Here is a 24,955-nt window from a genome sequence, read left to right on the forward strand (position 1 = left end):
ACTACAACCGCACCAGGCTCCACAGCTACAACAACTATCTGTCGCCAATAGCTATGGAGCAAAAAGCGGCATAAACACCGTAACCGGTGTCCGGGATTACTTGACCAGTTCAAGCTCGCTCCCACAGAGGGGCGGCTTACACAAAACCATTGTGGGAGCTAGCTTGCTCCCACAGGGGGGCGGTTTACACAAAACCATTGTGGGAGCGAGCTTGCTCGCGATGAGGCCAGTGACAGCACCACAAATCCCCCGGATCTACACTTTACGGGTGACGGTTGCGCACTAAACCCGCAAAATGCAACGATTCCGGCAATTATCAACGACATCGCCTGGGCGCGATGTCGATAAAGCCATCGTTTCAATCAGACTGGGCCTGCTGACTCTATGCGAATGCGCCTTATGTTACTGGGCGGCGGAAATGCCCTTGGGCAGGCGCTGATTCGCCTCGGTGCGGAGGAAGACATCGGTTTCCTCGCCCCCCGCCCGCCCGAAGACGGCTGGGATGCCGCGAGCCTGACACAACTGCTCGACGACACCCGTCCCGATGCATTGATCAACCTTGCCTACTACTTCGACTGGTTTCAGGCCGAGGCGGTGAGCGAATCGCGCCTGGCCGGCCAGGAGCGCGCGATCGAGCGTCTGGCGGAACTGTGCCAGCACCACAACATCGTCCTGCTGCAACCCTCCAGCTATCGCGTGTTCGACGGCTCCCGCGCCACCGCCTACAGCGAAAAAGATGAACCGGTGCCCCTGGGCCTGCGGGGTCAGGCGTTGTGGCGGATCGAGCAAAGCGTGCGCGCCACCTGCCCGCAACACGTGCTGCTGCGTTTCGGCTGGCTGCTGGACGACAGCCCGGACGGTGCCCTTGGCCGCTTCCTCGCCCGTGCCGAACAACCCGAAGAGCTGCTGATGGCCGACGACCGACGGGGCAATCCGACGCCGGTCGACGATGCCGCCCGCGTGATCATTTCAGTGCTCAAGCAACTCGATTGCGCCGCGCCGCTGTGGGGCACCTACCATTACGCCGGGCATGAGGCGACCACGCCGCTGGCGCTGGGGCAGGCGATTCTGACCGAAGCCCGCAGCCTGCATCCGCTGGCCATCGAAGCCCCGACCGCCCAGGCCCACGCCGCGCGTCCGGATGCCGCCGAAGAACCGCAACACGCGGTACTGGCCTGCAAAAAAATTCTGCACACCTTCGGAATCAAACCACGCGCCTGGCGTGCAGCGCTTCCCGGTCTACTGGACAGGTTCTATCGCCATGGCTGACAGCCCCGTTTTGATCACCGGTGGTGCCGGTTTCATTGGTTCACACCTGACTGACGCCCTGCTTGCCAGGGGCCATGCGGTGCGGATTCTCGATGACCTGTCCACCGGCAAGCACAGCAATCTTCCGCTGGATAATCCCAGGGTCGAACTGATCGTCGGCGACGTGGCCGATGCGGCTTTGGTTGCCCAGGCGATGGCCGGATGCAGCGCCGTGGCGCACCTGGCCGCCGTGGCTTCGGTGCAGGCCTCGGTGGACGATCCGGTGCGCACACACCAGAGCAACTTCATCGGCACGCTGAACGTCTGCGAAGCCATGCGCCAGACCGGGGTCAAACGCGTGCTGTTTGCCTCCAGTGCGGCGGTATATGGCAACAATGGCGAAGGTGAGTCGATCGACGAAGACACGCCCAAGGCGCCGTTGACGCCTTATGCGGTGGACAAGCTGGCCAGCGAGCAATACTTCGACTTCTACCATCGCCAGCATGAGCTGGAACCGGTGATTTTCCGCTTCTTCAACATCTACGGCCCACGCCAGGATCCGTCCTCGCCATACTCCGGGGTGATCAGCATTTTCAGCGAGCGTGCACTGAAGGGCTTGCCGATCACGGTGTTCGGCGATGGCGAGCAGACCCGGGATTTTGTCTACGTCGAAGACCTGGTCGACTTGCTGGTGCAGGCCATCGAAATGCCCCGGGTCGAAGTCGGTGCGGTCAACGTTGGCTGGAACCAGGCGACGACCCTCAAGCAAATGCTCGAAGCGCTCGAAGCCGTGGTCGGCAAGTTGCCACCGGTGAGCTACGGCCCGGCGCGCTCCGGTGACATTCGTCATTCCCGGGCGAACAACCGGCGCCTGTTGGAACGCTTCAGTACCACAGAGCAGACACCGATGCGTGTGGGGCTGGCGCGGTTGCTGGGGCGATAGATCTCTTCCATGCGGACATGAAAAAGGCGCCTTTTTACAGGCGCCTTTTTCACGGCCGGAATTTACTTACAGCTTGTGTAATTCCTGTGGCGAGGGGGCTCGTCGGATCGCCGCATCGCCCCGTTCGACTGCGCAGCAGTCGCCGTCATTTTTAAGTCTGCTCACCACCAAGCCTCATTCACCACCACGTGAACGTTCTTTAGAACTTGTAACCCAGACCCACCATGTAGATGAACGGGTCTACATCGACGTCAACCCGTGCCCGGGTGCCTGGTGCGATCGAGTTGTTCTCGACGGTGGCGCGGGTATCGATGTCGATGTAGCGCACCTGGGCGTTGATCATGATGTTATCGGTCAGCATGTAGTCAGCACCGACCTGCCACGCCAGACCCCAGGAGTTTTCCGCCTTGAAGTTGCTGAAGCCGGCGGACTGGGCCTGGCTGCCAACGTGTTCGTCGTAGATATAGGTGTAGTTGATGCCGCCGCCGACGTACGGCTGGAAGGCCGACTTCGGGTCCAGCGGGTAGTACACCAGGCTCAAGGTCGGTGGCAGGTGCTTGAGGGTGCCGAGTTTGCCGTTGGCCGCGCTCAGGGCCGTGCCCTTGAGTTTCACGTCATGCTCGAACGGTGTGGCCGCCAGCAGCTCGATACCCAGGTGGTTGGTGAGCATGTAGGCGAAGTTCAAGCCCAGTTGCGTGTCGCTGCTCATGGTCGCCTTGCCGCCCAGGTCGGCGTCCGCCAGCGGGCCTTGATCGACCTTGACGCTGGAGCTGTCGGCTTCCGGGTTGACGGTGATTGCACCGGCGCGAAGGAGGATGTCACCGGCTTCGAAGGCATTGGCGAGCGGGGCTGCGAGCGCAAGGGCAACCAGCGAAGCGCTGAGCATGGACTTGTTCATGGGGGCTCCAGAGGACGTTAAAAATGTTCGATGTCCAATGGTAAGCCGGCTAACTATTCGGTCTTTTGATGCAGCTCAATGAAAGTGGCAAGGACTGGAATTTGTGATGTTTCTGATGGCCTCATCGCGAGCAAGCTCGCTCCCACAGGAGGCATGTGATCCCCTGTGGGAGCGAGCTTGCTCGCGATGGCGGACTGACAGTCGACACAAAACGACCTGATTCACTCCGGCAGCTCATACAGATAAATCTTGTCCGCCTCCATCTGATACCCGGCATCCGCCAACTCGCTGGTGGACGCCTTGACCTGCAACGCGCCTTCGATCCAGTAAGGCTGATACAGCTCGTCCAGCTTCACGCCGACTTCGCTCTTGACGTGCACGATCTGGTTCGACGGCGGTGGCGGCACATGGATGCAGGCGCCGAAATACGGCACCAGCAGAAACTCCGTGGTACGGCCTTCCTCGCTCACTTCCAGCGGCACGATGTAACCCGGCAGGCGAATGTTCTGGCCGTCGAGGGTCTTGACCACCGGTGCGTTGGGCATGTCCTGCTTGGCTGCTGGCGCCGACTCTGCCGAGAGCGTGCTGCTCATCTGCGACAGATCATGCAACGGCGTCATGTTCGGCACTTCTTTCGGCGCGTCGGGCGGGATCATCTCCGACCAGGTCAGGTCTTTTGGCTGGGCCGCCCACAGGGGCAGGGCGACCAGCATCAACAGCGCAAGTACAGCGCGGGGCATTTTCAACGTCCTCATAAACGGATCGACAAGCCATCGGCCAGGGATTGGCGATAGGCGCGCCAGGCCGGCACGCTGCCCATCAGCAACGCGGCGATCAGGATGCCACCGAGCAGCGTCCATTCATACTCGCTCGGCCACGACAGCGGCAGGAACAGGCCGTAGTTGGCTTGCACATAACCTTGGGCCGCCGCGATGCACACATACAGCAACGCCACGCCGGCGATCACGCCCGACAGCGCCAGGGCAAAGGCTTCGAGTACCAACAGCGTCGCGATGTGCCAGGGGCGTGCGCCCACCGAGCGCAGGATCGCCATTTCCCGACGGCGCTCGTTGAGGCTGGTGAGAATCGCTGTGAGCATACCGATCAATCCGGTCAGCACCACAAACAGCGAGACCACGAACAAGGCTTTTTCCGCAGTGCCCATCAGACTCCACAGCTCTTGCAACGCCACGCCTGGCAGGATCGCCAGCATCGGCTCGCCACGGAATTCGTTGATTTCCCGTTGCAGGGCAAAGGTCGAAATCTTGTTGTTGAGGCCGAGCATGAACGCGGTGATCGCTTGCGGCGTGAGGTCCATATTGCGCGCCTGATCAGCCGTGATGCGGCCCTCGCCCCGGGCCGGCACGCCGTTATGCCAGTCGATGTGAATCGCTTCCATGCCACCGAGGCTGATGTGCAGCGTGCGGTCCACCGGTGTGCCGGTGCGCTTGAGAATGCCGACCACCGTGAACGGTTTGTCGTCGTGCTTGACCAGGCTGATCGCCGCCACGCCGTGGGCCAGCACCAGTTTGTCACCGAGTTTGTAGTGCAGTGCATCGGCCACTTCGGCACCGAGCACCACTTCGAACGGGTCGGTTTCGAAGGCGCGGCCATCGCTCAGTTGTAGGTGTTGCTGGCGACCGTACTGGTAATGCTCGAAGTAGGCTTCGGTGGTGCCCATCACCCGGTAGCCGCGATGGGAGTCGCCGAGGGACATCGGGATCGCCCACTTCACTTTCGGGTTGCTGGCGAAGTGTTCGAAGCTGTCCCAGCGGATGTTGTTGGTGGCGTTGCCGATGCGGAACACCGAGTACAGCAACAGGTTCACCGAGCCCGAGCGGGCGCCGACGATCAGGTCGGTGCCGCTTATTGTGCTGGCGAAACTGGCCTTGGCTTCGGTGCGCACGCGCTCCACTGCCAGCAACAGGCACACCGACAGGGCGATGGCGAACGCCGTGAGGATCGCGGTGAAACGACGGTTAGCCAGGCTGGCCATGGCTAGACGAAACAGATACATCTCAGACCTCGGACGGGGTAGCGGCGCGATTGAGTTCGGCCAGCGAGAGGTTGTGGTCGAACAGCGGCGCCAGGCTTTGGTCGTGGCTGACGAACAACAGGCTCGAGCCGGCCTCGCGGCACTCGGCGAACAGCAGGCGAATGAAGTTCTCGCGGGCGTCGTAATCGAGGGCTGAGGTCGGTTCGTCGGCGATCACCAGTTCCGGTTGACCGATCAGTGCGCGGGCGGCGGCGACCCGTTGCTGCTGGCCGATGGACAACGAATCGGCGCGGCGACCGAGGATGTTTTCATCCTTCAACCCCAGATGGGCGAGCAGTGTGGCGGCGGCTTTGTCGACGCTGCCGTGACGTTGTTTCGCTCGTTCGGCGCGCAGTTTCGAGAAGTGGCAGGGCAGTTCGACGTTTTCACGCACCGACAGAAACGGCAGCAGGTTGAACTGCTGAAAGATGTAGCCGGTGTGATCGACACGGAAGTGGTCGCGGGCGCCGGCCGAGAGTTGCGTCAGCTCCTGGCCGAGCAGGCGGATGCTGCCGCGATCAGGCTTTTGCACGCCGCCGAGCAGACCGAGCAGGGTGGTCTTGCCGCTGCCGCTGGGGCCTTTGAGGAACAGGGTTTCGCCGCGCTCCAGGCGAAACGCCGGGATGTCCAGCAGCGGCGGGTGACCGGGCCAGCTGAAGCCCAGGTCGGACAGTTCGATGAGTGCTTGGGTCATGTGAAACCGGTCTGGTTGGTGGTGAACCCTTGTAGGAGCGAGCCTGCTCGCGAAAAACCTGAGAGCACCGAGGTGAATCAGGTTGCCCGCGTTATCGTTGGCGTCCATCGCGAGCAAGCTCGCTCCTACAGTGGGTCAGAATTTAAGGGCAGCAGCCTTGGCCGTCACTTCAACCCCTTGCTGCCCGCTCGGGCCGATCAGTTGTACCTGAATTTTTTGGGTGGCCGAGAAGCGGGTGAAAATATTCGCCAGGTCCAGTGACTTCAGTGCCGCTGGCGTGGCGCAAGTGAACTGATAGTGAGCGTGGATTTCGCTGTGATCATGGTGATGTTCGTGGCCGTCTTCGTCCTTGGCGTCTTCATCGTGATCATCGTCGGCATCGGGCTTGTCGCCGAACAGCGGGCTTTCCAGTTCCTGGTTCTCCACCACGCAACCGGCGGCTTTCGGCAGGTTGAACAGGGCCAGCGGTTGTTCGAGTTGCGCGCGGGCGGCGGCGACTTTGGCTTTGTCTGCGTCGCTGGTGGCGACGTGCTCGAAACCCACCAGGTTCATCGCCGGGCTTTCCAGTTCCAACTCCAGGGTCTTGCCGTCCAGCACCGCATTCAGGCGTCCCACGCCATGTTCGTGGGCACCCAGGCTGCCATGCTCATGATCGTGTTCGTCGGCGGCATGGGCGACAGCCAGCGGCAACATGGCAAACGGCAGGGCGAGAAGCAGACGACGCATGACGAGTCTCCGAAAAGTAAAATGAAGAAAATGTTATGTAATCTTATAACGTGATTGCGGAGAGTTTGACTGTCTGCTTGGCGTTGCACAAGTCCCATGGGAGCATGCCGGGAAGAAATGTGCGGGAGCAGACCTGTGTTGCGAATTCGCGGAAGCATCGGCGACTGGCCGGTGGATTTGACCCTGGAGATGGACGACGCGGACTGGGCGCGACTAGGGGCGCAGTTGCAGGTGGAAAAAACCCCGGTCAGCGTGCCAGCGGCGAAACCGTTGAACCAGGATGATGCGCTGTGGCAGATCGCCCGGGAATTGCTGCGCAAGGCGGGGCAGCTCAGTGGCCCGGACCTGCTCGATCAACTCGAAGGCCTGACCGGCAGTGCAGCGGCGGGCAAACGGCTGCTGGTGCGCCTGCGCCACAGTTCGGACGTGAAGGTGGAAAGCGGCGGGGATACGCCGCTGTATCGCTGGTTGGTGTAGGAGTGAGCTTGCTCGCGATGGGCGTCAACGATAACGCGGGAAACCTGATTCACCTCGGTGCTCTCAGGTTTTTCGCGAGCAAGCTCGCTCCTACAGGGTCGATTTAGTACAGCGCAGCAAACAACTTGCGGCGGTACGTGCTGACCAACGGATGATCGTTGCCCAACAACTCGAACACCTGCAACAAGGTCTTGTGCGGCAAGCCTTCGCTGTAGCTGCGGTTGCGGGTGAACAACTTCAGCAATGCATCCAGCGCGGCGTCGTACTGCTGACGGGCCAGTTGCTGGATCGCCAGTTGATAGACCGCCTCATCGTCCAGCGGGTCTTTCGCCAGTCGGGCCTTCAGGTCGGCGGCATCCGGCAAGTCCCTGGCCAGACCGAGAAACTTGATCTGTGCCTTGGCGCCGGCCAGCGCGGCCTTGTGCTCATCGCTCTTGACCGCATCCAGCACGGTTTGCGCTTCGCCCAGTTCACCGCGCTCGGTCAGGCAGCGGGCGTACAGGATCAGTGCCTTGGCGTTGGTGTTATCTTCACCCAGGATCACTTTGAGCTGCGCTTCGGCATCGGCAAAACGGCTGTCGTCGAACAGCGCCTGGGCCTGTTCGAACGGATCGGCGGCGGCCGGTGGCGGCATCTGCACATGGGGTTCGAGCAGGGCACGCACGGCCGACTCCGGCTGCGCACCGGCAAAGCCATCGACAGGCTGGCCGTCCTTGAACAGCACCACGGTCGGCAGGCTGCGGATGCCAAAGCGGGCGACGATGTCTTGTTCGATGTCACAGTTGACCTTGGCCAGCAGCAACTCACCCTGATAGCTCTCGGCAATGCTCTGCAGCATCGGCATCAGCACTTTGCAAGGCGCGCACCATTCGGCCCAGAAATCCACCAGCACCGGCTTGTGGAAAGAGTTCTCGATCACCGACTGGTCGAAATCGGCAGTCGTGGCGTCGAAGATGTATGGCGTTTCCTGACTCATGGGGGATCTCGTAAAAGCGTGAATGGGGCAACTATACGACTTGGTGGGGGCGCGCCGGAAGCGGGGTGGCCGTTAGAGATGTTTCGTCTGACAGGACGTCATCGCGAGCAAGCTCGCTCCCACAGGGGATTTGTGGACGACGCGGGTCCAGTGCAGGAGCGAGCTTGCTCGCGATGCTTTTAGCTAGCGCTGCGCGTGGTACAGGCTCACATGCCGAAACTCGTGGGGCTCGGCCAGATCCGGCAGGGTCATGGCTTCGAGCATTTCGATGCGCCGGTACAACGGATGACGGAAATCCCTGACGCGTGAATCCGCCACCAGCGCCTCCCGGCCACGGCTGAGGAACTGGTCGAGCAGCGGCAGGTTGGCCCGGTCGTACAGCACATCCGCCACCAGGATCAGATCGAAGCGATCGGCCTCGGCGAAAAAGTCCGTCGAGTAATTGAGCTGTACGTTATTGAGCTCGGCATTGGCCCGACACGCGGCAATCGCCAGCGGGTCAAGGTCGCAGGCCAGTACTTCGAGCGCCCCGGCCTTCGCCGCAGCAATCCCCGCCACCCCGGAGCCGGCACCGAAATCCAGCACTCGCTTGCCTTCGACCCAATGGGGGTTTTCGGCCAGATAGCGGGCCACGGCCAGGCCGCTGGCCCAGCAGAAACTCCAGTACGGCGGTTCATGCAGGATGCGCCGGGTCTCTTCCGGGCTGAAGGCGCGGTCCATGTTGTCGCCGTCGATCAGCCACAACTTCAGGTCGGTCCGTGGTAACTCACAGGCGACCAATTGCGCATCACCGAGCAGTTCACCCAACGCCTTTTGCAGGTCGAACGGTGCACTCATGGGGCTTTGACGAATTGCAGTTGGCCCAGGGCCTGGGTGGTCGGCTGGGTAATCAGTTGCGACGGCAGGTGCAGGATCAACTGCCCGGACTGACTGGCGCGGCCTCGCAGTTCAACGCGGGCCCCGGCCGGAAAGGATTCCGGATTGAAGCGCAGGTGAAACGGCAGAACCTGGTTGTTGCCGATCAGGCTGGAGCTGGCGAGCAATTGTTGCGGTCGGTCCTTATCGTCGATCACCAGCAATGCCAGTTCGACTTCAGCGCCAGCTGGAACGCCTTGCAAGGTGCCGCTCAGTTCACGCTGATGGGCGGGCAGAGGGCCGAGTGCGGCGGCCTCCCGGGCTTTCTTCTGCGCTTGCTGCGGCACCGGGCCAGGCGTTGGCGGCTGGGGCTTGGGTGCATCGCTGCTGCAGGCCACCAGCAGGCTGAAAACACTGAGCAAAATGAGCGGACGTAACGACATTGGTGGCTCCATAACGCTGAATTCCATGGATCAAGTGATCATCCCGTCTGTATACCGCAAACCCTATGGCTTGTCTTGCCACGGGGATGCGCTACCATGGCCCTCCCTTTTTTTGTTGCCTGCCACCATGCACTGTCCCTTCTGCGGTGCCAACGACACCAAGGTCATCGACTCGCGTCTGGTCGCCGAGGGCGAACAGGTGCGCCGCCGGCGTGAATGCCTGGCCTGCGGCGAGCGTTTCACGACGTTCGAGACGGCTGAACTGGTGTTGCCGCGCCTGATCAAAACCGACGGCAGTCGCCAGCCGTTCGACGAAGAAAAACTCCGCGCCGGCATGCAGCGCGCGCTGGAAAAGCGCCCGGTGAGTGTCGAGCGCCTCGAGTCGTCGCTGGTGCACATCAAACACAAACTGCGCGCCACCGGCGAACGCGAGGTCAAATCCCTCGTGGTCGGCGAACTGGTGATGGCCGAGCTGCAGAAGCTCGACGAAGTCGCCTACATCCGCTTCGCCTCGGTGTATCGCCGCTTCCAGGACCTCAACGAGTTCCGCGAAGAGATCGATCGCCTGGCCCGTGAACCGGTGAAAGAATGACCACTTGCGCCGAACAAGCCATCCTCGACGCCCATTTCATGGCCCGTGCCCTGGAACTGGCGCGCAAGGGGCATTACACGACGCACCCCAATCCGCGGGTCGGTTGCGTGATCGTGCAGGGCGGGCAGATTGTCGGCGAAGGCTGGCACGAGCGCGCCGGCGAGCCCCACGCTGAAGTCCACGCCCTGCGCGCGGCTGGTGAGCAGGCTCGTGGCGCCACCGCTTACGTGACGCTTGAACCTTGCAGCCATCACGGCCGTACGCCGCCCTGTGCCGATGCACTGGTCAATGCCGGTGTGGCCCGCGTGGTCGCGGCGATGCAGGACCCGAACCCGGAAGTCGCCGGTCGCGGTCTGCAACGCCTGACACAGGCCGGTATCGCTACCGAAAGCGGCGTGCTGGAAGGCGAGGCGCGCAAGCTTAATCAAGGCTTTCTGAAACGCATGGAACACGGTTTGCCGTTCGTGCGGGTCAAGTTGGCCATGAGCCTCGACGGGCGAACCGCCATGGAAAGCGGCGAAAGCCAGTGGATCACCGGCCCGGCGGCGCGCTCGGCAGTGCAGCGTCTGCGCGCGCAAGCCAGTGTGGTACTGACCGGCGCCGATACGGTGCTGGCGGACAACGCACGGTTGACCGTGCGCGCCGATGAGTTGGGGCTGGATGCAGAGCAAACAGCCTTGGCCATGAGCCGTCCGCCGCTGCGGGTGTTGGTCGACGGCCGCCTGCGGGTACCGCTGGATGCACCGTTCTTCAAGGCAGGCCCGGCGCTGGTCGCCACCTGCGTGGCGGTTGAAGAGCAATATGCCAACGGTCCGGAGTGCCTGATCGTGCCGGGCTACGACGGTCAGGTCGATCTGCGTCAACTATTGGTTGAACTCGCAACCCGTGGCGTCAATGAAGTGCTGGTCGAGGCCGGCCCGCGCCTGGCAGGTGCCTTTGCCCAACTCGGTCTGGTGGACGAGTTCCAGATTTTCATTGCCGGCAAGTTCCTGGGTTCCTCGGCGCGGCCGCTGCTGGACTGGCCGCTCGTGCAAATGAAGGATGCGCCCGAGCTCAAAATCATCGAAATTCGTGCCGTTGGCGATGACTGGCGAGTCATCGCCATTCCTTTGCCAGCAGCAAGCGTATAATTTCCGGCCATCGCGCAAGCTTTGGCTTTGTTCTCGAGGAGAACCTCATGTTTACCGGCATCATCGAATCCATCGGCAGTATTCGTGCATTGACCCCAAAGGGCGGTGATGTGCGGGTTCACGTCGAAACCGGCAAGCTCGACCTGAGCGATGTCAAACTGGGCGACAGCATCGCGGTCAACGGCGTGTGCCTGACTGCCGTTGAATTGCCGGGCAATGGCTTTGCGGCGGACGTCAGTCGCGAAACCCTCGACTGCACCGCCATGAACGACCTGAAAAGCGGCAGCCCGGTCAATCTGGAAAAAGCCCTGACTCCGACCACTCGCCTCGGCGGGCATCTGGTCAGCGGTCACGTCGACGGCGTGGGCGAAGTGGTTGCCCGTACCGAAAATGCGCGCGCCGTGGAATTCCGCATCCGCGCGCCAAAGGACCTGGCCAAGTACATCGCCCATAAAGGCTCGATCACCGTCGACGGCACCAGCCTCACCGTGAACGCAGTCGATGGCGCCGAGTTCCTGCTGACCATCATTCCCCACACCCTGAGCGAAACCATAATGGCGTCGTACCAGCCAGGCCGCCGGGTGAACCTGGAAGTGGACTTGCTGGCCCGTTACCTGGAGCGTCTGCTGCTGGGCGACAAGGCCGCAGAGTCGACTGCCGGCAGCACCATTACCGAAAGCTTTCTGGCCGCCAACGGCTACCTCAAATCCTGACCCAAGGGGGTGCCTTGTGGCGCTCAATAGCATCGAAGAACTGGTTGAAGACATCCGCCAAGGCAAGATGGTCATCCTCATGGATGACGAAGACCGCGAGAACGAAGGCGACCTGATCATGGCCGCCGAGTGCTGCAAGCCCGAGCACATCAACTTCATGGCCAAGCACGCCCGTGGCCTGATCTGCATGCCGATGAGCCGCGAGCGCTGCGAACTGCTCAAGCTGCCGTTGATGGCGCCGCGCAACGGGTCCGGTTTCGGCACCAAGTTCACCGTATCGATCGAAGCGGCCACCGGCGTGACCACCGGCATTTCCGCTGCCGACCGTGCGCGCACCGTGCAGGCCGCCGCCGCCCGTGATGCCAAGGCTGAAGACATTGTCAGCCCGGGCCACATCTTCCCGCTGATGGCTCAGGCCGGCGGCACCCTGGCCCGTGCCGGCCACACCGAAGCGGCGTGCGACCTGGCGCGCATGGCCGGTTACGAGCCTAGCGGGGTGATCTGCGAAGTGATGAACGACGACGGCACCATGTCCCGTCGCGCCGAGCTGGAAGCCTTTGCCGCCGAACACGACATCAAGATCGGCACCATCGCCGATCTGATTCACTACCGGATGATCCACGAACGTACCGTTCAGCGGATTGCCGAGCAGCCACTGGACAGCGAACTGGGCCAATTCAACCTGGTGACCTATCGTGATTCCGTGGAAGGCGACGTGCACATGGCACTGACCCTGGGCAACGTGTGTGCCGAAGAGCCGACCCTGGTTCGCGTGCACAACATGGACCCGCTGCGTGACCTGCTGATGGTCAAGCAACCGGGCCGCTGGAGCCTGCGCGCCGCCATGTCCGCGGTTGCCGAGGCTGGTAGCGGCGTGGTGCTGTTGCTCGGTCACCCGCTCGATGGCGACGTGTTGCTGGCGCATATCCGCGAAACCGCCGATCACGCCGCAGTGAAAAAACCGACCACCTACAGCACTGTCGGTGCCGGTTCGCAGATCCTGCGCGACCTTGGCGTACGCAAAATGCGCCTGATGTCGGCACCGATGAAATTTAATGCGATATCCGGTTTCGATCTGGAAGTTGTAGAATACGTGCCCTCCGAATAATGACCGGTTGTTTCCGGCCTTGAATTCGCGGCAAATAAATCACTGAGGGGCGCGTAGAAGACGCGTCCCGGCTCTTTAAGAGATCTAACGAATGACCCTGAAGACCATCGAAGGTACCTTCATCGCCCCTAAAGGCCGCTACGCTCTGGTAGTGGGCCGTTTCAACAGCTTCGTCGTTGAAAGCCTGGTCAGCGGTGCAGTTGATGCCCTGGTTCGCCACGGCGTGAGCGAAAGCGACATCACCATCATCCGCGCACCTGGCGCCTTCGAAATTCCGCTGGTTGCGCAGAAAGTCGCCCAGAAAGGCGAATTCGCGGCAATCATCGCCCTGGGCGCGGTCATTCGTGGCGGCACTCCGCACTTCGAATACGTGGCTGGCGAGTGCACCAAGGGCCTGGCCCAGGTGTCCATGGAGTTCGGCGTTCCGGTCGCTTTCGGCGTCCTGACCGTTGATTCCATCGAGCAAGCCATCGAACGTTCCGGCACCAAGGCCGGCAACAAAGGTGCTGAAGCTGCCCTGTCCGCTCTGGAAATGGTCAGCCTGCTGGCGCAGTTGGAGGCCAAGTGATTAGCGACGAAAGCGATCGTTTCAACCCGCGCGATCCAAAGCCTGCGGATGCCGGCAAGCCATCGAAAAGCGCCAAGCGCCGCGAAGCCCGTCAGCTCGCGACCCAGGCCCTGTACCAATGGCACATGGCCAAGCAGTCGCTGAACGAGATCGAAGCGCAGTTCCGGGTCGATAACGATTTCAGCGATGTCGACGGCGCGTACTTCCGCGAAATCCTGCACGGGGTTCCGCAGTTCAAGACCGAAATCGACACCGCGCTCACGCCATGCCTGGACTTGACCATCGAAGAGCTGGACCCGGTTGAACTGGCTGTTCTGCGCCTGTCGACCTGGGAACTGCTCAAGCGCGTCGACGTGCCGTACCGCGTTGTGATCAACGAGGGTATCGAACTGGCCAAGGTCTTCGGTTCCACCGACGGCCACAAGTTCGTCAACGGTGTGCTCGACAAGCTGGCCCCGCGTCTGCGTGAAGCTGAAGTGAAGGCGTTCAAGCGCTGATTGGCGTTTGGACAGTGTCCTGTCTCGCCGATACGTTCGTTTTTTAGCGAGTGGCTGGTGTTGCCAGACAAGGCGCCGCGACGAGTCATAGCGTGCTATGGCGAGGAGCGGCAACGCAGTATGGCGACACCAGACGCCGCTAAAAAATGAACAGTATTGGTGAGACAGGATACCTGATGGGCGAGTTTGAGCTGATCCGCAATTTCTTCGCCGCCGCGCCTTGTGCGCAGGGCGGCGAAGGCGTTGCCCTCGGGATTGGCGATGACTGCGCCTTGCTGGCTGTTCCCTCCGGGGAGCAGATGGCGATTTCTACCGATACGTTGGTGGCCGGCGTGCATTTCGCCGATCCCTGCGATCCGTTTCTGCTCGGTCAGCGCTCGCTGGCCGTGGCCGTCAGCGACCTGGCCGCCATGGGCGCCACCCCGATTGCCTTTACCCTTGCCCTGACCTTGCCGACGGTGACCGCCGATTGGCTGCAAGCCTATGCCCGTGGTTTGAACCAGATGGCGCAAAGCTGCGGCGTGGCGCTGGTGGGCGGTGACACGACCCGTGGGCCGCTGAGCCTGACCATGACCGTGTTCGGGCACGTGCCGGCCGGTCAGGCGCTGACCCGCAGCGGTGCGCAACCGGGCGACCTGATGTGTGTCGGCGGCAACCTGGGCAATGCCGCCGGTGCCTTGCCCTTGGTGCTCGGCCAGCGCACGGCCGAAGCACGCATTGCCGAGCCGTTGCTGGCGCATTACTGGGCGCCGCAACCGCAGCTCGGTTTGGGGCAGGCGCTACGGGGCAAGGCGACTTCGGCGATGGATATCTCCGACGGCCTGCTCGCTGACTGCGGGCATATCGCGCTGGCGTCGAAGGTTGGTATCGAAGTCGAGCGGGATCGTTTGCCGCTGTCGCAGAGCCTGGTCGACTTTCTTGGCCAATCGGACGCACAGGTTGCGGCCCTGAGCGGCGGCGACGACTACGTCCTGGCCTTCACCTTACCGTCCGTCGAGTTGCCGCTATTGCTGGCCGATGGCTGGCCGATCCATGTGATTGGTCAAGTGGTGACGGGGCAGGGTGTGAAGCTGCTGGACGCCGATGGCAAAGACATCACCCCGCAAACCCGGGGTTATCAACATTTTCGGGAGTCACCGTGACAGATCATCCCAAACAGGTCCCGGCGGAATTCGTACCGCCGTCGGTCTGGCGTAATCCATGGCATTTCCTGGCGTTCGGCTTTGGCTCGGGCACCTTGCCAAAGGCGCCCGGCACTTGGGGGTCGTTGGTTGCGCTGCCCTTTATTCCGTTGTGGCAGATGCTGCCCGACTGGGGTTACTGGCTGATGCTGGGCATCACCATGCTGTTCGGCTTCTGGCTGTGCGGCAAAGTGGCCGACGATTTGCGGGTACACGATCATGAAGGCATCGTCTGGGACGAAATGGTCGGGATGTGGATCACCCTGTGGCTGGTGCCGGAAGGCTGGCAGTGGTTGCTGGCGGGTTTCCTGATGTTCCGCTTCTTCGACATTCTCAAGCCATGGCCGATTCGCTGGATTGACCGGCACGTACATGGCGGCGTCGGCATCATGCTCGATGATGTCCTGGCAGGGGTGTTCGCCTGGTTGGCGATGCAGGGACTGGTGTGGTTTTTCGCCTGACCGGGGATTTCCAGGCGTTGATCATGAGAGCTGTTTATCGGGGGAAGCGGGGGATGACTGTACGCGGATTGATGGTGATGGCGTTCGCGATGTTTTGCTCTTTTGTCCAGGCGGGAGGAGGGGGTGCTACGCCGCCGTCGGTGATTCATCTGGCCAGCGAAGAGTGGGAAGGCTACACCGCCGCTGACGGTCATGGACTGGGTTGGGACGTGCTACGGCAAGTGTTCGAGCCGGCGGGCGTCAAGGTCGACATCCGCACCGAGCCCTACGTACGTTCGCTGGGCCTGGCCGAACGTGGCGAGGTCGATGCCTGCGTCGGCTCCTATCGTGACGATTCTGAGGGTGTGCTCTATCCCCATTGGAACTTCGACACCGATCACATCTATGCCCTGGGCCTGGCCAGCAGTCCGGTACCCACCCCGCAAACCCTGGGCAATTATCGACTGGCCTGGGTTCGCGGCTACGACTACCAGGATTACTTGCCCAATGTGCGCCACTTCGACGAAGTGCAGCGGCGTACCGGCATCGAGTCGATGCTGATCCACAATCGTGCCGACTTTTACATCGATGCCCTGACCGAAGTCGATGACGTCATCAAGCGCGCCAAGGATCCGTCCCAACTGCGGCGCACCCATATCGCCGAGTTGCCGCTGTACCTGTGCTTTGCCAAAACCTCGAAGGCGCGCGCGTTAATGGCCCTGTTCGACCAGCGCATGGAGCAACTGGTGAAAAGCGGCGAGTTGAAACCGATTTTTGAACGCTGGAAACAGCCTTATCCGTTTGAAGATAATTGACCCCGATTCAAGGACTGATACTGAACCTTGTGGGAGTGTCTTCAGGGCGTATATCAAACATTTTGATAGTTATCGCCGATAATTCAGCCTAAGCGTCCTCCGGAACCTGCTGTTACAATGCCGGCTCTGCGAATCTTCAGACTTTTAGATCAGGAGCACACCGGTGCCTGTCGTTTTTGTCGCCGCTTCCAAGCTGCCAACGCCTTTTGCGCAATTCACCATGCATGGCTTTCTCGATGAAGCCACCGGCCGCGAGCACGTTGTGCTGAGCCTGGGTGAATTCGACGACGGTGCCCCGGTACTCGGCCGGTTGCACTCCGAATGCCTGACGGGCGATGCCCTGTTCAGCCAGCGTTGCGACTGCGGCTCGCAACTGGAGGCCGCCTTGCAGGCCATCGCCCGCGAAGGTCGTGGCGTATTGCTCTACCTGCGTCAGGAAGGCCGGGGCATTGGTCTGCTGAACAAGATCCGCGCCTATGAGCTGCAGGACGGTGGCGCCGACACCGTTGAAGCCAACGAGCGCCTGGGCTTTGCCGCCGACCAGCGTGACTACGCCATGTGCCTGCCGATGCTGGAGCACCTGGGCGTGAAGTCACTGCGCCTGATGACCAACAACCCGCGCAAGGTCAAAGCCTTGACCGAAATGGGTATCGTGGTCGCCGAGCGCGTGCCGCTGCACACCGGCCACAACCCGCATAACCGACTCTACCTGGCGACCAAGGCCAGCAAGCTCGATCACATGATGGGCAATGAGCATCAGGGCGAGGTAGACCGGGCGTGACCCGCGGTCAGGTGCGGCGGCGACTGTCCGTCAACTGGTGGCAATACCTGGCACTGGCCTTGTTGCCCCTGTTTGTGATCAACGCGGTGTTCGGCCAGAGCGAAGCCATTCTGCCGGTGCTGGCGATGCCGTTGTTCATCGCCGGAGTTGCCTCGATGTTTGTCAGCCTGAAGTTTTTCGGCGCCTACAAACACGCACTGATCGCCACCCAGAAAGCCCTCGATACCCCTGAAGAACCTGCTGCCTGGATCAGTCTGGCGGCCAAGCGGCGCACGGCATTCCTGGCTGCCGGGCTGCCGGCCTGGATCGCTGCCCTGGCGGTGTTCGTCGGTCTCGAAGCCGTGCCGCTGATGCTGCTGGCACTGTCGACCGCCGTGTTGTTCTACCTCTACCGTATTCCGCGTCAACTCGGTTGATGCGCGCGCTCTGGCTGGCGGTGTTGCTGCTGGCCGCCAGTGGCTCGGCCGTCGCGGTCGAACGGGTTGTCAGCCTCGCACCGTCGCTCTCTGAAATCGTCGTTGAACTGGGCTCCGCCGACCTCCTGGTCGGTGTGCTGGACGCCGGTGAGCGACCTGCCGAACTCAAGGACCTGCCCTCCGTTGGCCGCTATGGCCAGCTGGACATGGAGCGCTTGCTCAGCCTGAAGCCCGATCTGTTGCTGCTATGGCCCGGTAGTGTCGGCCCGGCCCAGCGTGACCAGCTCAAGCGACTGAATATTCCCACCTACGTCGCCGAACCCCGCAGCCTGGACCAGCTCACGGTGCAGATCGAAGCCATTGCTGCTCAGCTGGATCGGCCTGAACGCGGAATTTCATTGGCCAGCGATCTACGCCAGCGGCTGGATGAATTGCGCCAGCGCTATCGCCGGGACAAGCCGTTACGAGTGTTCTATCAGGTCTGGGATCGGCCGCTGTATACGGTTGGCGGCGAGCAGATCATCAGCGATGCGCTGGAGGCCTGCGGTGCGCAAAACGTGTTTGCCGACCTGAAGCTGCCGGCACCGCAAGTCAGTGTGGAGGCGGTGTTGCAGCGTAATCCCGAGGTGATTCTGGCCAGCGATCAGGCGCAGCTTGATGCGTGGAAAGCCTGGCCACAGGTGGCGGCGGTATCACAAGGACAATTGCGCCTGGTGACGGACAAGGGCCTTGAGCGGCCGAGTGGGCAGATGATCGAGGCAACGGCAAAGCTTTGTCATTTGATTGCGTCAGACCGCTGAGACCGAGGTGCTTTCATCGCGAGCAAGCTCGCTCCCACAGGGATCCGGTTTGATCGAAAAACCAAAACCTGTGGGAGCGAGCTTGCTCGCGATGAGGCCGGTCCACACACCTCTTATTTTGGATCAGATCTCTGGTGTCCACGTCACCCCGAACATCCACGCCCGACCTTCCTCGCGATACCCATACTGGCTACCTTGGTAGCTGTACAGGGCCCGGCTGTAACCCTTGTCCAGCAGGTTATCGACCTTCAGCTCCAGCTGGATTTCACGATTGAGCTCCCAACTGCTGCGCAACCCCAACAGGGCATAACCACCCAACGGCTGTTGATTGTTCAAGTCGTCATAGCTGCTGCTGACTGCTTGCCAGCTGGCGCCGAGGCCCAGGCGATCGAACTGTCGGTCCAGGTCCAGGCTCAAGGTGCGCCGCGCACGACGGGCCAGGGTGTGGCCCGTATCACGGTCGCGTGGGTCGATGATCGCCACGCCAAGGTTGCTCTGCCAGCCGAACAGTTCCTGCTTCAGCGCTGCTTCGAAGCCGTTGATCCGTGCCGAGGCGACGTTTTCGGGGCGTGAGTTGCTGCCGAAAATGATCGCGTCTTCAAGGTCGGTGCGATACAGCGACGTCTCCAGGCGACTGCTCTCGGTCAATTGGCTGCGCCATTGCAGCTCATAGCTCTTGGATGTTTCGGGTTTCAAATCCGGGTTGCTGAAATCCGGGTAATACAGATCATTGAACGTCGGCGCGCGGAAGCCTTCGCTATAGGTCAGCAGCACTTCGTTGTCCGGGTTCAGCGGCACGGTGAAGGTGCCGCTCCAGGTGTTCTGGCTGCCGAACTGCTGGTTATCGTCGTGACGCAGACCCAACTCCGTAGAGAAACTGTCGGCCTGAAAGCGATGCTGGATAAACACGGCGCGGTTCCAGCGGCTGTCTTCGTCGAACGCTGTGGTGCTGTTGATCCGGTCTTCGTACCAGTCTCCACCGAGCATCAGGCTATTGCGTTCATTGAGCTTCAGGTCGTTCTGCCAGTTGACCGAGTCGCGGTAAGTATTGAAAACACTGCGCTCATCGCTGAGCTTGTCGAGGGTTGTCTCGCGGTTTTCGCTGTGACCGAGTTCGATGCGGGTTTTCCATACCTCATTGATCTGTGCATCAATGTAGCTGCTGACGCTGCTCACATTGAAGTCGTTGTAGGGCTGCTGTTGATAGGACTTGTCCGTCACGTAATCGTAACGGCCGAACGGACTATCAAACTCGCTCTTGCCACGGTTATCCAGCACGTTGGCGCCGACTTCGACGTCTTCCGTCAGGGTGTGACTCAGGCTCAGGCTGAGGGATTTGTTGCGGTAGGCGTCGTGATCGCCATCACTCGGATACGACTCGTGGGTGCGATTGATTCCGGCGGTTTCATCGAGGCTGGCGCCAAGGTTGAAGCGGGTTCGCTCATCACCACCAGACAGGCCAAGGCTGCGCTCCCAAGTCTGATTACTGCCAAAACCGGTGTGCATGCGCGGTTGCAGGCCTTGTTGACCGCCGCGGCGGGTGAAGATCTGGATCACCCCGCCAATCGCATCGCTGCCGTAAATCACCGAGCGGGAGCCGCGCAGCACTTCCACGCGCTCGACCTGTTCGATATTGATGTGTTGCAGGTTGCTGTCGCCGGAGGTCGAACTGCCGATGCGTTGGCCATCCACCAGCACCAGGCTCTGGGCCGACTGGGTGCCGCGGATATAGACCCCCGGAATGCTGCCGCGCCCGCCGGACTGCGAGACTTGCACACCCGGTACCCGACGCAACAGGTCAGTGACGCTATCGGGTTGCAGGCGATCGATGTCGTCGCGGGTGAACACGGTGTTGGCGGCGCTGCTGTCATTGCGCGCTTCGACCTGGCGGTTGGCGCTGATCAACACGTCGGGCAGCTTCAGGGCCTGGTCGCGTTCGAAGGTGTCGGCCAGCAATTGACCGGCCGGCAGCAGGGTCAGCGTCAGGGCGAAGGGAGAGAGTTTCATGGGTAGTCCGTTGGTGCTTTGAGGCGAATACAGTTTTGATAGGCGCTGAAAACCACTGTGGGAGCGAGCTTGCTCGCGATAGCGGTGTATCAGTCAGCATCTGAGTCGACTGACAGTCCGCCATCGCGAGCAAGCTCGCTCCCACAGGGTTTTGCGTTTAGATGTTCAGCAGTTGCAGGCGCTCGCGGATCGAAGCCTCGATCCCGGCTTCATCCAGCCCGCACTCAGCCAGCATTTGCGCAGGCTTGGCGTGTTCGACGTAAATGTCCGGCAAGCCCAGGTGCAGCATCGACTTGAGGATGTTTTCGCGGGCGAGGAATTCGCTGACCGCGCCACCGGCGCCGCCCATGATCGCGTTTTCTTCGACAGTGACCAGTAGCTCGTGGCTGCCAGCGATTTCGCGAACCAGTTCTTCATCCAGCGGCTTGACGAAACGCATGTCGACCACGGTCGCGTCCAGCGTCTCGGCGACTTTCAGGGCTTCGGCCAGTTGCACGCCGAACACCAGCAGGGCGACTTTGCTGCCCTGGCGGCGGACTACGCCCTTGCCGATCTCGATCGGTTCGAGGTCTTTCTCGATGGTCGCGTTCGGGCCGTTGCCGCGAGGGTAACGCACCGCCGCCGGGCCTTCGTACAGGTGACCGGTGGTGAGCATCTTGCGCAGCTCGTTTTCATCGCTCGGGGTCATCACCAGCATGCCGGGGATGCAGCGCAGGAACGACAAATCGAAGCTGCCGGCGTGGGTCGGGCCGTCTTCGCCGACCAGGCCTGCGCGGTCGATGGCGAACAGCACGTCGAGGTTCTGCACGGCGACGTCATGCACCAACTGGTCGTAGCCGCGTTGCAGGAAGGTCGAGTAGATGGCCACCACGGGTTTGGCGCCTTCGCAGGCCATGCCGGCCGCGAGAGTGACGGCGTGCTGCTCGGCAATGGCCACGTCGAAGTAGCGCAGCGGGAAGCGTTCGCTGAAAGCGACCAGGTCCGAGCCTTCCTTCATCGCCGGGGTAATCCCGACCAGACGCGGATCGGCCGCCGCCATGTCGCACAGCCACTCGCCGAACACACCGGAGTACTTGGGCCCGCTGGCCTTTTTCGGCGCGGCGGCCGGGGCGTCCAGCGGTTCGAGTTTGGTGATGGCGTGGTAACCGATCGGGTCGACTTCCGCCGGGGCGAAGCCTTTGCCTTTCTTGGTGACGACGTGCAGGAACTGCGGACCTTTCAGATCGCGCATGTTGCGCAGGGTAGCGATCAGAGTCGGCAGGTCGTGGCCATCGATGGGGCCGATGTAGTTCCAGCCCAGTTCTTCGAACAGCGTGCCGGGAACCAGCATGCCTTTGGCATATTCTTCGGTCCGACGGGCGATTTCCCAGGCACCGGGCAGGCGCGACAGCACTTTTTTGCTGCCTTCGCGCATGCTCGCGTAGGTGCGGCTGGAAAGGATCTTCGCCAGGTAGTTCGACAAGCCACCGACGTTGCGCGAGATCGACATGTCGTTGTCGTTGAGGATCACCAGCATGTTGGCGTTCACTTCCGGCGCATGGTTCAGCGCCTCGAACGCCATGCCCGCGGTCAACGCGCCGTCGCCGATCACCGCGATCGCCTTGCGCTCGCTGTTTTGCAGGCGGGCGGCAATCGCCATGCCCAGCGCGGCACTGATCGAGGTGCTGGAGTGGCCGACGCCAAAGGTGTCGTACTCGCTCTCGGAGCGGCGCGGGAAGGCGGCGACGCCGTCCTTCTGGCGCAGGGTGCCCATGCGCTCGCGACGACCGGTGAGGATCTTGTGTGGATAAGCCTGATGACCCACGTCCCACACCAGCCGGTCGTCCGGGGTATCGAAGACGTAATGCAGCGCGATGGTCAGCTCGATCACGCCCAGGCCGGCACCGAAATGTCCACCGGTCTGGCCGACCGTGTAGAGCAATTCCAGGCGCAACTCATCGGCCAGGGTTTCCAGCTCGGCTTCGCCTAACCGGCGCAGGCCGTCCGGCGTGTTCGCGCGGTCGAGCAGGGGCGTGGTCGGGCGCTTGCGGGGAATCTCATGAAACGTCGTGGGCATCAGGCGAATCGTTATAGGTATAAAAGATGCGGCAGTTTACCTGATGCATCGTCCCCTGCCCACGCGTTGGTCTTTTTTGGCGGATTCGCCGTCAGCTGCGGCGATCGACGATATACCGGGCCAGATCACGCAACGGCTCGGCCGCTGCGTCAAACGGTCGCAGTGCGTGCAGGGCCTGGTCGCGCAGCTCCAGGGCATAGGCCTTGGCGGCGTCGAGGCCGAGCAGGGACGGGTAGGTCGGTTTGTCCCGGGCAATGTCGGCGCCCTGGCGTTTGCCGAGGGTTTCGGTATCGCTTTCGACGTCGAGAATGTCGTCTTGCACCTGGAATGCCAGACCGATGGCCTGTGCATAAGTCTGCAGGGACTTGAGTTCGTCTTTCTCGGCACGGCCGCTGGCCAGGGCGCCGAGTTTGACGCTGGCCTCGATCAGCGCGCCGGTCTTGTGCCGGTGCATGTACTCCAGGGCTTTCTGGTCGAGCTTCAGACCGACCGAGCCGAGGTCGATGGCCTGACCGCCAACCATGCCCGCCGGGCCTGCCGCCAACGCCAGGGCACTGACCATTTGCAGGCGAATCTCGGCGTCTGCGTTGTTCAGGCGCGGGTCGAGCAGGGCGCTGAAGGCCAGGCTCTGCAAGCCGTCACCGGCGAGGATCGCGCAGGCTTCGTCGAATTTCTTGTGGGTGGTCGGCTGGCCGCGACGCAGATCGTCATCGTCCATCGCCGGCAAATCGTCGTGTACCAGCGAGTAAGCGTGGATCAACTCCACGGCGCAGGCCGCGCCGTTGGCGTGCTCGGCCTTGCCGCCCAGCGCTTCGCAGGCGGCGTAGGCCAAGAGTGGGCGAACGCGCTTGCCGCCGTTCATCACGCTGTAGCGCATGGCTTCGTAAAGCCGCGCCAGTTCAGGGCCCGGTGCGATGAACAGGGTTTCCAGCGCGGCGTTGACGCGGGCCTGGCTGGTCGCCGAATACGCTGCAATCATTCTGGCTGATCCGCGTCGAAGGGTTCCTCGGCCAACTCGCCATCACGCTCGAGCAGCACCTGCACCTTTTGCTCGGCCTGGGCCAGCGCCGCCTGGCAATCGCGGGTCAGCCCGATGCCTTGCTCGAAAGCGGTCAGCGAGTCTTCCAGCGACAATTCACCGTTCTCCAGACGCTCCACCAGCGTTTGCAGGTCGGCGAGGGATTGTTCGAAATCCAGTGCAGCTTTTTTGCGGGCCATGGCGGCGATTTCCGGTTGACGTTAAACCGGCGCGACACTAGCAGATAGGGGGTTTATGGGCAAATGAGCGAGGTGTTTGGTGCAAGGGTTTCAGCGCTCAGGAGGCGCCTGGTCGGGATATTTGATCTGGTAGCGAGTACTGCGCCCGCCACCCGGCAGGCGTTGCAGGCATTCCTTATCCAGCAGTTCGGCCAGATGCCGGGTCGCGGTCGCTTTGGAGACTTTCGCAACGGCTTGATACTGCGCCGCACTGATCCCGCCTTCGAATCCTCGTTCCCCTCCGTCCAGCAAACGATTCAGTACTTTGGTCTGCTCGGTCGACAGCTCGGACTCCCGGTGCGCCTGCCAGAAGCGCGCTTTGCCCAGCACGGATTCGATCCGTGCCATGGCCTGCTGCAGGCTGCGCAATAGAGTTTGCAGGAACCATTCGAGCCAAACCGTAATGTCCGTGTTGGATTTCTGGCAGGTTTCCAGCGCCCGGTAATAGCCAGAACGATCCTCGAGAATACTCGCCGACATGGCATAAAAACGGATCGCCTGAGCTTCGCCTTGAGCCAATGCAAGGTCGGTGATCGTCCTAGTCAGGCGACCGTTGCCGTCGTCAAACGGGTGGAGTGTGACAAACCAGAAGTGTGCGATGCCAGCTCGAAGCAAAGGGTCGGGCCCGGACAGATTTCGGCTGGTTTCAAACCATTCGAGGAAGGCATCGAGTTGGCGCTCAAGGCCCAAGCGAGGCGGTGCTTCGAAGTGCACCGTCGGTCTATCGAGACGACCGGAAACCACTTGCATTGGATCATCGCCGCGCAAAGCACCTACACAAATGCTTTGCGCGGCCAAGCCGATTTCCTGTTCTGGAAACAGCCACTCATGCCAATCCAGCAATCGTTCAAGTGTCAGCGGCTCGGCGAAATGCTGGGTAGCATCGAGTATTAATTGCGCGAGCCCTTCACTGCGCTTGCTGATGTTGTCGCCATCATTGAGCTCCAACCCCAATCGCCGCGCCAATGAAGAACGAACTGAACCGACATTCAGCTGTTCTCCTTCAATGGCCGATGAGGTGACGATGTTTTGCAACAGTGCATCCAGCTCACTTTGCGCGCTCAGCGAACTGCCCACGGAACTGGCCATGCCCATTAGCCGACCTTGTGCTTGAACGCACTCACGTAACATGGGCGCCAGTCGTTCGGCATTCCAGGTGAACCCCGGCCAATCAGGCTGCTGCCATATCCATTGAGGTGTCATGAACTTGATGCTCTAAGTAGGGGTGAGCCGATTAGATGGGCTATTCGGCTCACATAATGAGCCGAATATGGCGCGTATTCGGCTCACCGTCCACCC

The 24,955-nt window shown here is 61.6% G+C and carries 28 protein-coding genes; 15 read left to right on the top strand and 13 right to left on the bottom strand.

What is annotated here, in order from left to right; genetic code table 11:
• The first annotated feature begins 384 nt into the window (after positions 1 to 384).
• Together KW840_RS22960 and KW840_RS22965 are read left to right on the top strand one after the other, a co-directional pair.
• Positions 385 to 1,269, top strand: a complete 885-nt coding sequence (locus KW840_RS22960; RefSeq protein ID WP_008053852.1) for a sugar nucleotide-binding protein — start codon at positions 385 to 387, stop codon at positions 1,267 to 1,269.
• Positions 1,262 to 2,191 (top strand): NAD-dependent epimerase/dehydratase family protein, encoded by a 930-nt coding sequence (locus tag KW840_RS22965; RefSeq protein ID WP_218497930.1) that lies wholly within the window; start codon positions 1,262 to 1,264, stop codon positions 2,189 to 2,191. Before KW840_RS22960 ends, KW840_RS22965 begins: the two co-directional genes overlap by 8 nt.
• Positions 2,192 to 2,390: 199 nt before the next feature.
• Here the strand turns inward: KW840_RS22965 and KW840_RS22970 are convergent, their stop codons facing one another.
• The 5 genes from KW840_RS22970 to KW840_RS22990 all read right to left on the bottom strand — a co-directional run bounded on the left by KW840_RS22970 (position 2,391) and on the right by KW840_RS22990 (position 6,544).
• On the bottom strand, positions 2,391 to 3,089 hold the full coding sequence (locus tag KW840_RS22970) for an OmpW family protein (protein ID WP_218497931.1): 699 nt from the start codon (positions 3,087 to 3,089) through the stop codon (positions 2,391 to 2,393).
• 221 nt (positions 3,090 to 3,310) lie between these two features.
• The gene (locus tag KW840_RS22975; RefSeq protein WP_090451674.1) at positions 3,311 to 3,829 is read right to left on the bottom strand and encodes a DUF3299 domain-containing protein; all 519 of its coding nucleotides are present in this window, start codon (positions 3,827 to 3,829) and stop codon (positions 3,311 to 3,313) included.
• Between the two features lie 11 nt (positions 3,830 to 3,840).
• The gene (locus tag KW840_RS22980) at positions 3,841 to 5,106 is read right to left on the bottom strand and encodes an ABC transporter permease (RefSeq protein WP_102670738.1); all 1,266 of its coding nucleotides are present in this window, start codon (positions 5,104 to 5,106) and stop codon (positions 3,841 to 3,843) included.
• A gap of 1 nt (position 5,107) precedes the next feature.
• Complete coding sequence (locus KW840_RS22985) at positions 5,108 to 5,818, bottom strand: ABC transporter ATP-binding protein (protein ID WP_057713120.1); 711 nt, start codon at positions 5,816 to 5,818, stop codon at positions 5,108 to 5,110.
• Between the two features lie 135 nt (positions 5,819 to 5,953).
• The gene (locus KW840_RS22990) at positions 5,954 to 6,544 is read right to left on the bottom strand and encodes a DUF2796 domain-containing protein (RefSeq protein WP_218497932.1); all 591 of its coding nucleotides are present in this window, start codon (positions 6,542 to 6,544) and stop codon (positions 5,954 to 5,956) included.
• A gap of 135 nt (positions 6,545 to 6,679) precedes the next feature.
• Between KW840_RS22990 and KW840_RS22995 the strand changes: the two genes are divergently transcribed.
• Positions 6,680 to 7,021 carry a hypothetical protein gene (locus tag KW840_RS22995; RefSeq protein ID WP_218497933.1) on the top strand — a complete coding sequence of 114 codons (342 nt, stop codon included), beginning with the start codon at positions 6,680 to 6,682 and terminating at the stop codon, positions 7,019 to 7,021.
• Positions 7,022 to 7,124: 103 nt separating this feature from the next.
• Here KW840_RS22995 and trxA read toward each other — a convergent pair whose 3' ends face one another.
• The 3 genes from trxA to KW840_RS23010 all read right to left on the bottom strand — a co-directional run bounded on the left by trxA (position 7,125) and on the right by KW840_RS23010 (position 9,295).
• Entirely contained in the window at positions 7,125 to 7,997 is an 873-nt protein-coding gene (gene trxA / locus KW840_RS23000) for a thioredoxin (protein WP_057713123.1), read from the bottom strand.
• 183 nt (positions 7,998 to 8,180) lie between these two features.
• Positions 8,181 to 8,834, bottom strand: coding sequence for a methyltransferase (locus KW840_RS23005; RefSeq protein WP_218497934.1), 654 nt, complete (start codon positions 8,832 to 8,834; stop codon positions 8,181 to 8,183).
• Positions 8,831 to 9,295, bottom strand: a complete 465-nt coding sequence (locus tag KW840_RS23010) for a YbaY family lipoprotein (protein ID WP_057713125.1) — start codon at positions 9,293 to 9,295, stop codon at positions 8,831 to 8,833. The genes KW840_RS23005 and KW840_RS23010 overlap by 4 nt, the downstream gene beginning before the upstream one ends.
• A 127-nt stretch (positions 9,296 to 9,422) precedes the next feature.
• Between KW840_RS23010 and nrdR the strand changes: the two genes are divergently transcribed.
• From nrdR to KW840_RS23070, 12 genes are all read left to right on the top strand, one after another.
• Positions 9,423 to 9,887 carry a transcriptional regulator NrdR gene (nrdR, locus tag KW840_RS23015; RefSeq protein ID WP_003228656.1) on the top strand — a complete coding sequence of 155 codons (465 nt, stop codon included), beginning with the start codon at positions 9,423 to 9,425 and terminating at the stop codon, positions 9,885 to 9,887.
• Positions 9,884 to 11,017, top strand: a complete 1,134-nt coding sequence (ribD, locus tag KW840_RS23020) for a bifunctional diaminohydroxyphosphoribosylaminopyrimidine deaminase/5-amino-6-(5-phosphoribosylamino)uracil reductase RibD (RefSeq protein WP_218497935.1) — start codon at positions 9,884 to 9,886, stop codon at positions 11,015 to 11,017. Before nrdR ends, ribD begins: the two co-directional genes overlap by 4 nt.
• Before the next feature lie 47 nt (positions 11,018 to 11,064).
• A complete protein-coding gene (locus tag KW840_RS23025) occupies positions 11,065 to 11,730 on the top strand; it encodes a riboflavin synthase (protein WP_218497936.1) in 666 nt (221 codons plus the stop codon).
• A gap of 16 nt (positions 11,731 to 11,746) precedes the next feature.
• Positions 11,747 to 12,838: a bifunctional 3,4-dihydroxy-2-butanone-4-phosphate synthase/GTP cyclohydrolase II gene (ribBA, locus tag KW840_RS23030; RefSeq protein ID WP_090451662.1), complete on the top strand. Its 1,092-nt coding sequence runs from the start codon at positions 11,747 to 11,749 to the stop codon at positions 12,836 to 12,838.
• A gap of 91 nt (positions 12,839 to 12,929) precedes the next feature.
• The gene (gene ribE / locus KW840_RS23035) at positions 12,930 to 13,406 is read left to right on the top strand and encodes a 6,7-dimethyl-8-ribityllumazine synthase (RefSeq protein ID WP_003228649.1); all 477 of its coding nucleotides are present in this window, start codon (positions 12,930 to 12,932) and stop codon (positions 13,404 to 13,406) included.
• Positions 13,403 to 13,903, top strand: a complete 501-nt coding sequence (gene nusB, locus KW840_RS23040; protein ID WP_057713127.1) for a transcription antitermination factor NusB — start codon at positions 13,403 to 13,405, stop codon at positions 13,901 to 13,903. The genes ribE and nusB overlap by 4 nt, the downstream gene beginning before the upstream one ends.
• A 176-nt stretch (positions 13,904 to 14,079) precedes the next feature.
• Entirely contained in the window at positions 14,080 to 15,045 is a 966-nt protein-coding gene (gene thiL / locus KW840_RS23045; protein WP_218497937.1) for a thiamine-phosphate kinase, read from the top strand.
• Positions 15,042 to 15,545 carry a phosphatidylglycerophosphatase A gene (locus KW840_RS23050; RefSeq protein WP_007970166.1) on the top strand — a complete coding sequence of 168 codons (504 nt, stop codon included), beginning with the start codon at positions 15,042 to 15,044 and terminating at the stop codon, positions 15,543 to 15,545. Before thiL ends, KW840_RS23050 begins: the two co-directional genes overlap by 4 nt.
• A 53-nt stretch (positions 15,546 to 15,598) precedes the next feature.
• Positions 15,599 to 16,339 carry an ABC transporter substrate-binding protein gene (locus KW840_RS23055; RefSeq protein WP_218497938.1) on the top strand — a complete coding sequence of 247 codons (741 nt, stop codon included), beginning with the start codon at positions 15,599 to 15,601 and terminating at the stop codon, positions 16,337 to 16,339.
• Between the two features lie 163 nt (positions 16,340 to 16,502).
• Complete coding sequence (gene ribA / locus KW840_RS23060; RefSeq protein WP_218497939.1) at positions 16,503 to 17,120, top strand: GTP cyclohydrolase II; 618 nt, start codon at positions 16,503 to 16,505, stop codon at positions 17,118 to 17,120.
• Complete coding sequence (locus tag KW840_RS23065; RefSeq protein WP_057713130.1) at positions 17,117 to 17,536, top strand: hypothetical protein; 420 nt, start codon at positions 17,117 to 17,119, stop codon at positions 17,534 to 17,536. Before ribA ends, KW840_RS23065 begins: the two co-directional genes overlap by 4 nt.
• Positions 17,536 to 18,336: a cobalamin-binding protein gene (locus tag KW840_RS23070; RefSeq protein ID WP_218497940.1), complete on the top strand. Its 801-nt coding sequence runs from the start codon at positions 17,536 to 17,538 to the stop codon at positions 18,334 to 18,336. The genes KW840_RS23065 and KW840_RS23070 overlap by 1 nt, the downstream gene beginning before the upstream one ends.
• A 123-nt stretch (positions 18,337 to 18,459) precedes the next feature.
• Here KW840_RS23070 and KW840_RS23075 read toward each other — a convergent pair whose 3' ends face one another.
• From KW840_RS23075 to KW840_RS23095, 5 genes are all read right to left on the bottom strand, one after another.
• On the bottom strand, positions 18,460 to 20,343 hold the full coding sequence (locus KW840_RS23075) for a TonB-dependent receptor domain-containing protein (RefSeq protein WP_218497941.1): 1,884 nt from the start codon (positions 20,341 to 20,343) through the stop codon (positions 18,460 to 18,462).
• A 157-nt stretch (positions 20,344 to 20,500) separates the two neighbouring features.
• Positions 20,501 to 22,399 (bottom strand): 1-deoxy-D-xylulose-5-phosphate synthase, encoded by a 1,899-nt coding sequence (gene dxs / locus KW840_RS23080; protein WP_218497942.1) that lies wholly within the window; start codon positions 22,397 to 22,399, stop codon positions 20,501 to 20,503.
• Positions 22,400 to 22,490: 91 nt separating this feature from the next.
• Positions 22,491 to 23,378: a (2E,6E)-farnesyl diphosphate synthase gene (gene ispA / locus KW840_RS23085; protein ID WP_218497943.1), complete on the bottom strand. Its 888-nt coding sequence runs from the start codon at positions 23,376 to 23,378 to the stop codon at positions 22,491 to 22,493.
• Complete coding sequence (locus KW840_RS23090) at positions 23,375 to 23,617, bottom strand: exodeoxyribonuclease VII small subunit (protein WP_007894317.1); 243 nt, start codon at positions 23,615 to 23,617, stop codon at positions 23,375 to 23,377. Before KW840_RS23090 ends, ispA begins: the two co-directional genes overlap by 4 nt.
• Before the next feature lie 90 nt (positions 23,618 to 23,707).
• Entirely contained in the window at positions 23,708 to 24,859 is a 1,152-nt protein-coding gene (locus KW840_RS23095; RefSeq protein WP_218497944.1) for a Fic family protein, read from the bottom strand.
• Between the last annotated feature and the right edge of the window lie 96 nt (positions 24,860 to 24,955).

Source organism: Pseudomonas sp. PDM30 (assembly GCF_019218985.1).
Classification (GTDB): Bacteria; Pseudomonadota; Gammaproteobacteria; order Pseudomonadales; family Pseudomonadaceae; genus Aquipseudomonas; species Aquipseudomonas jessenii.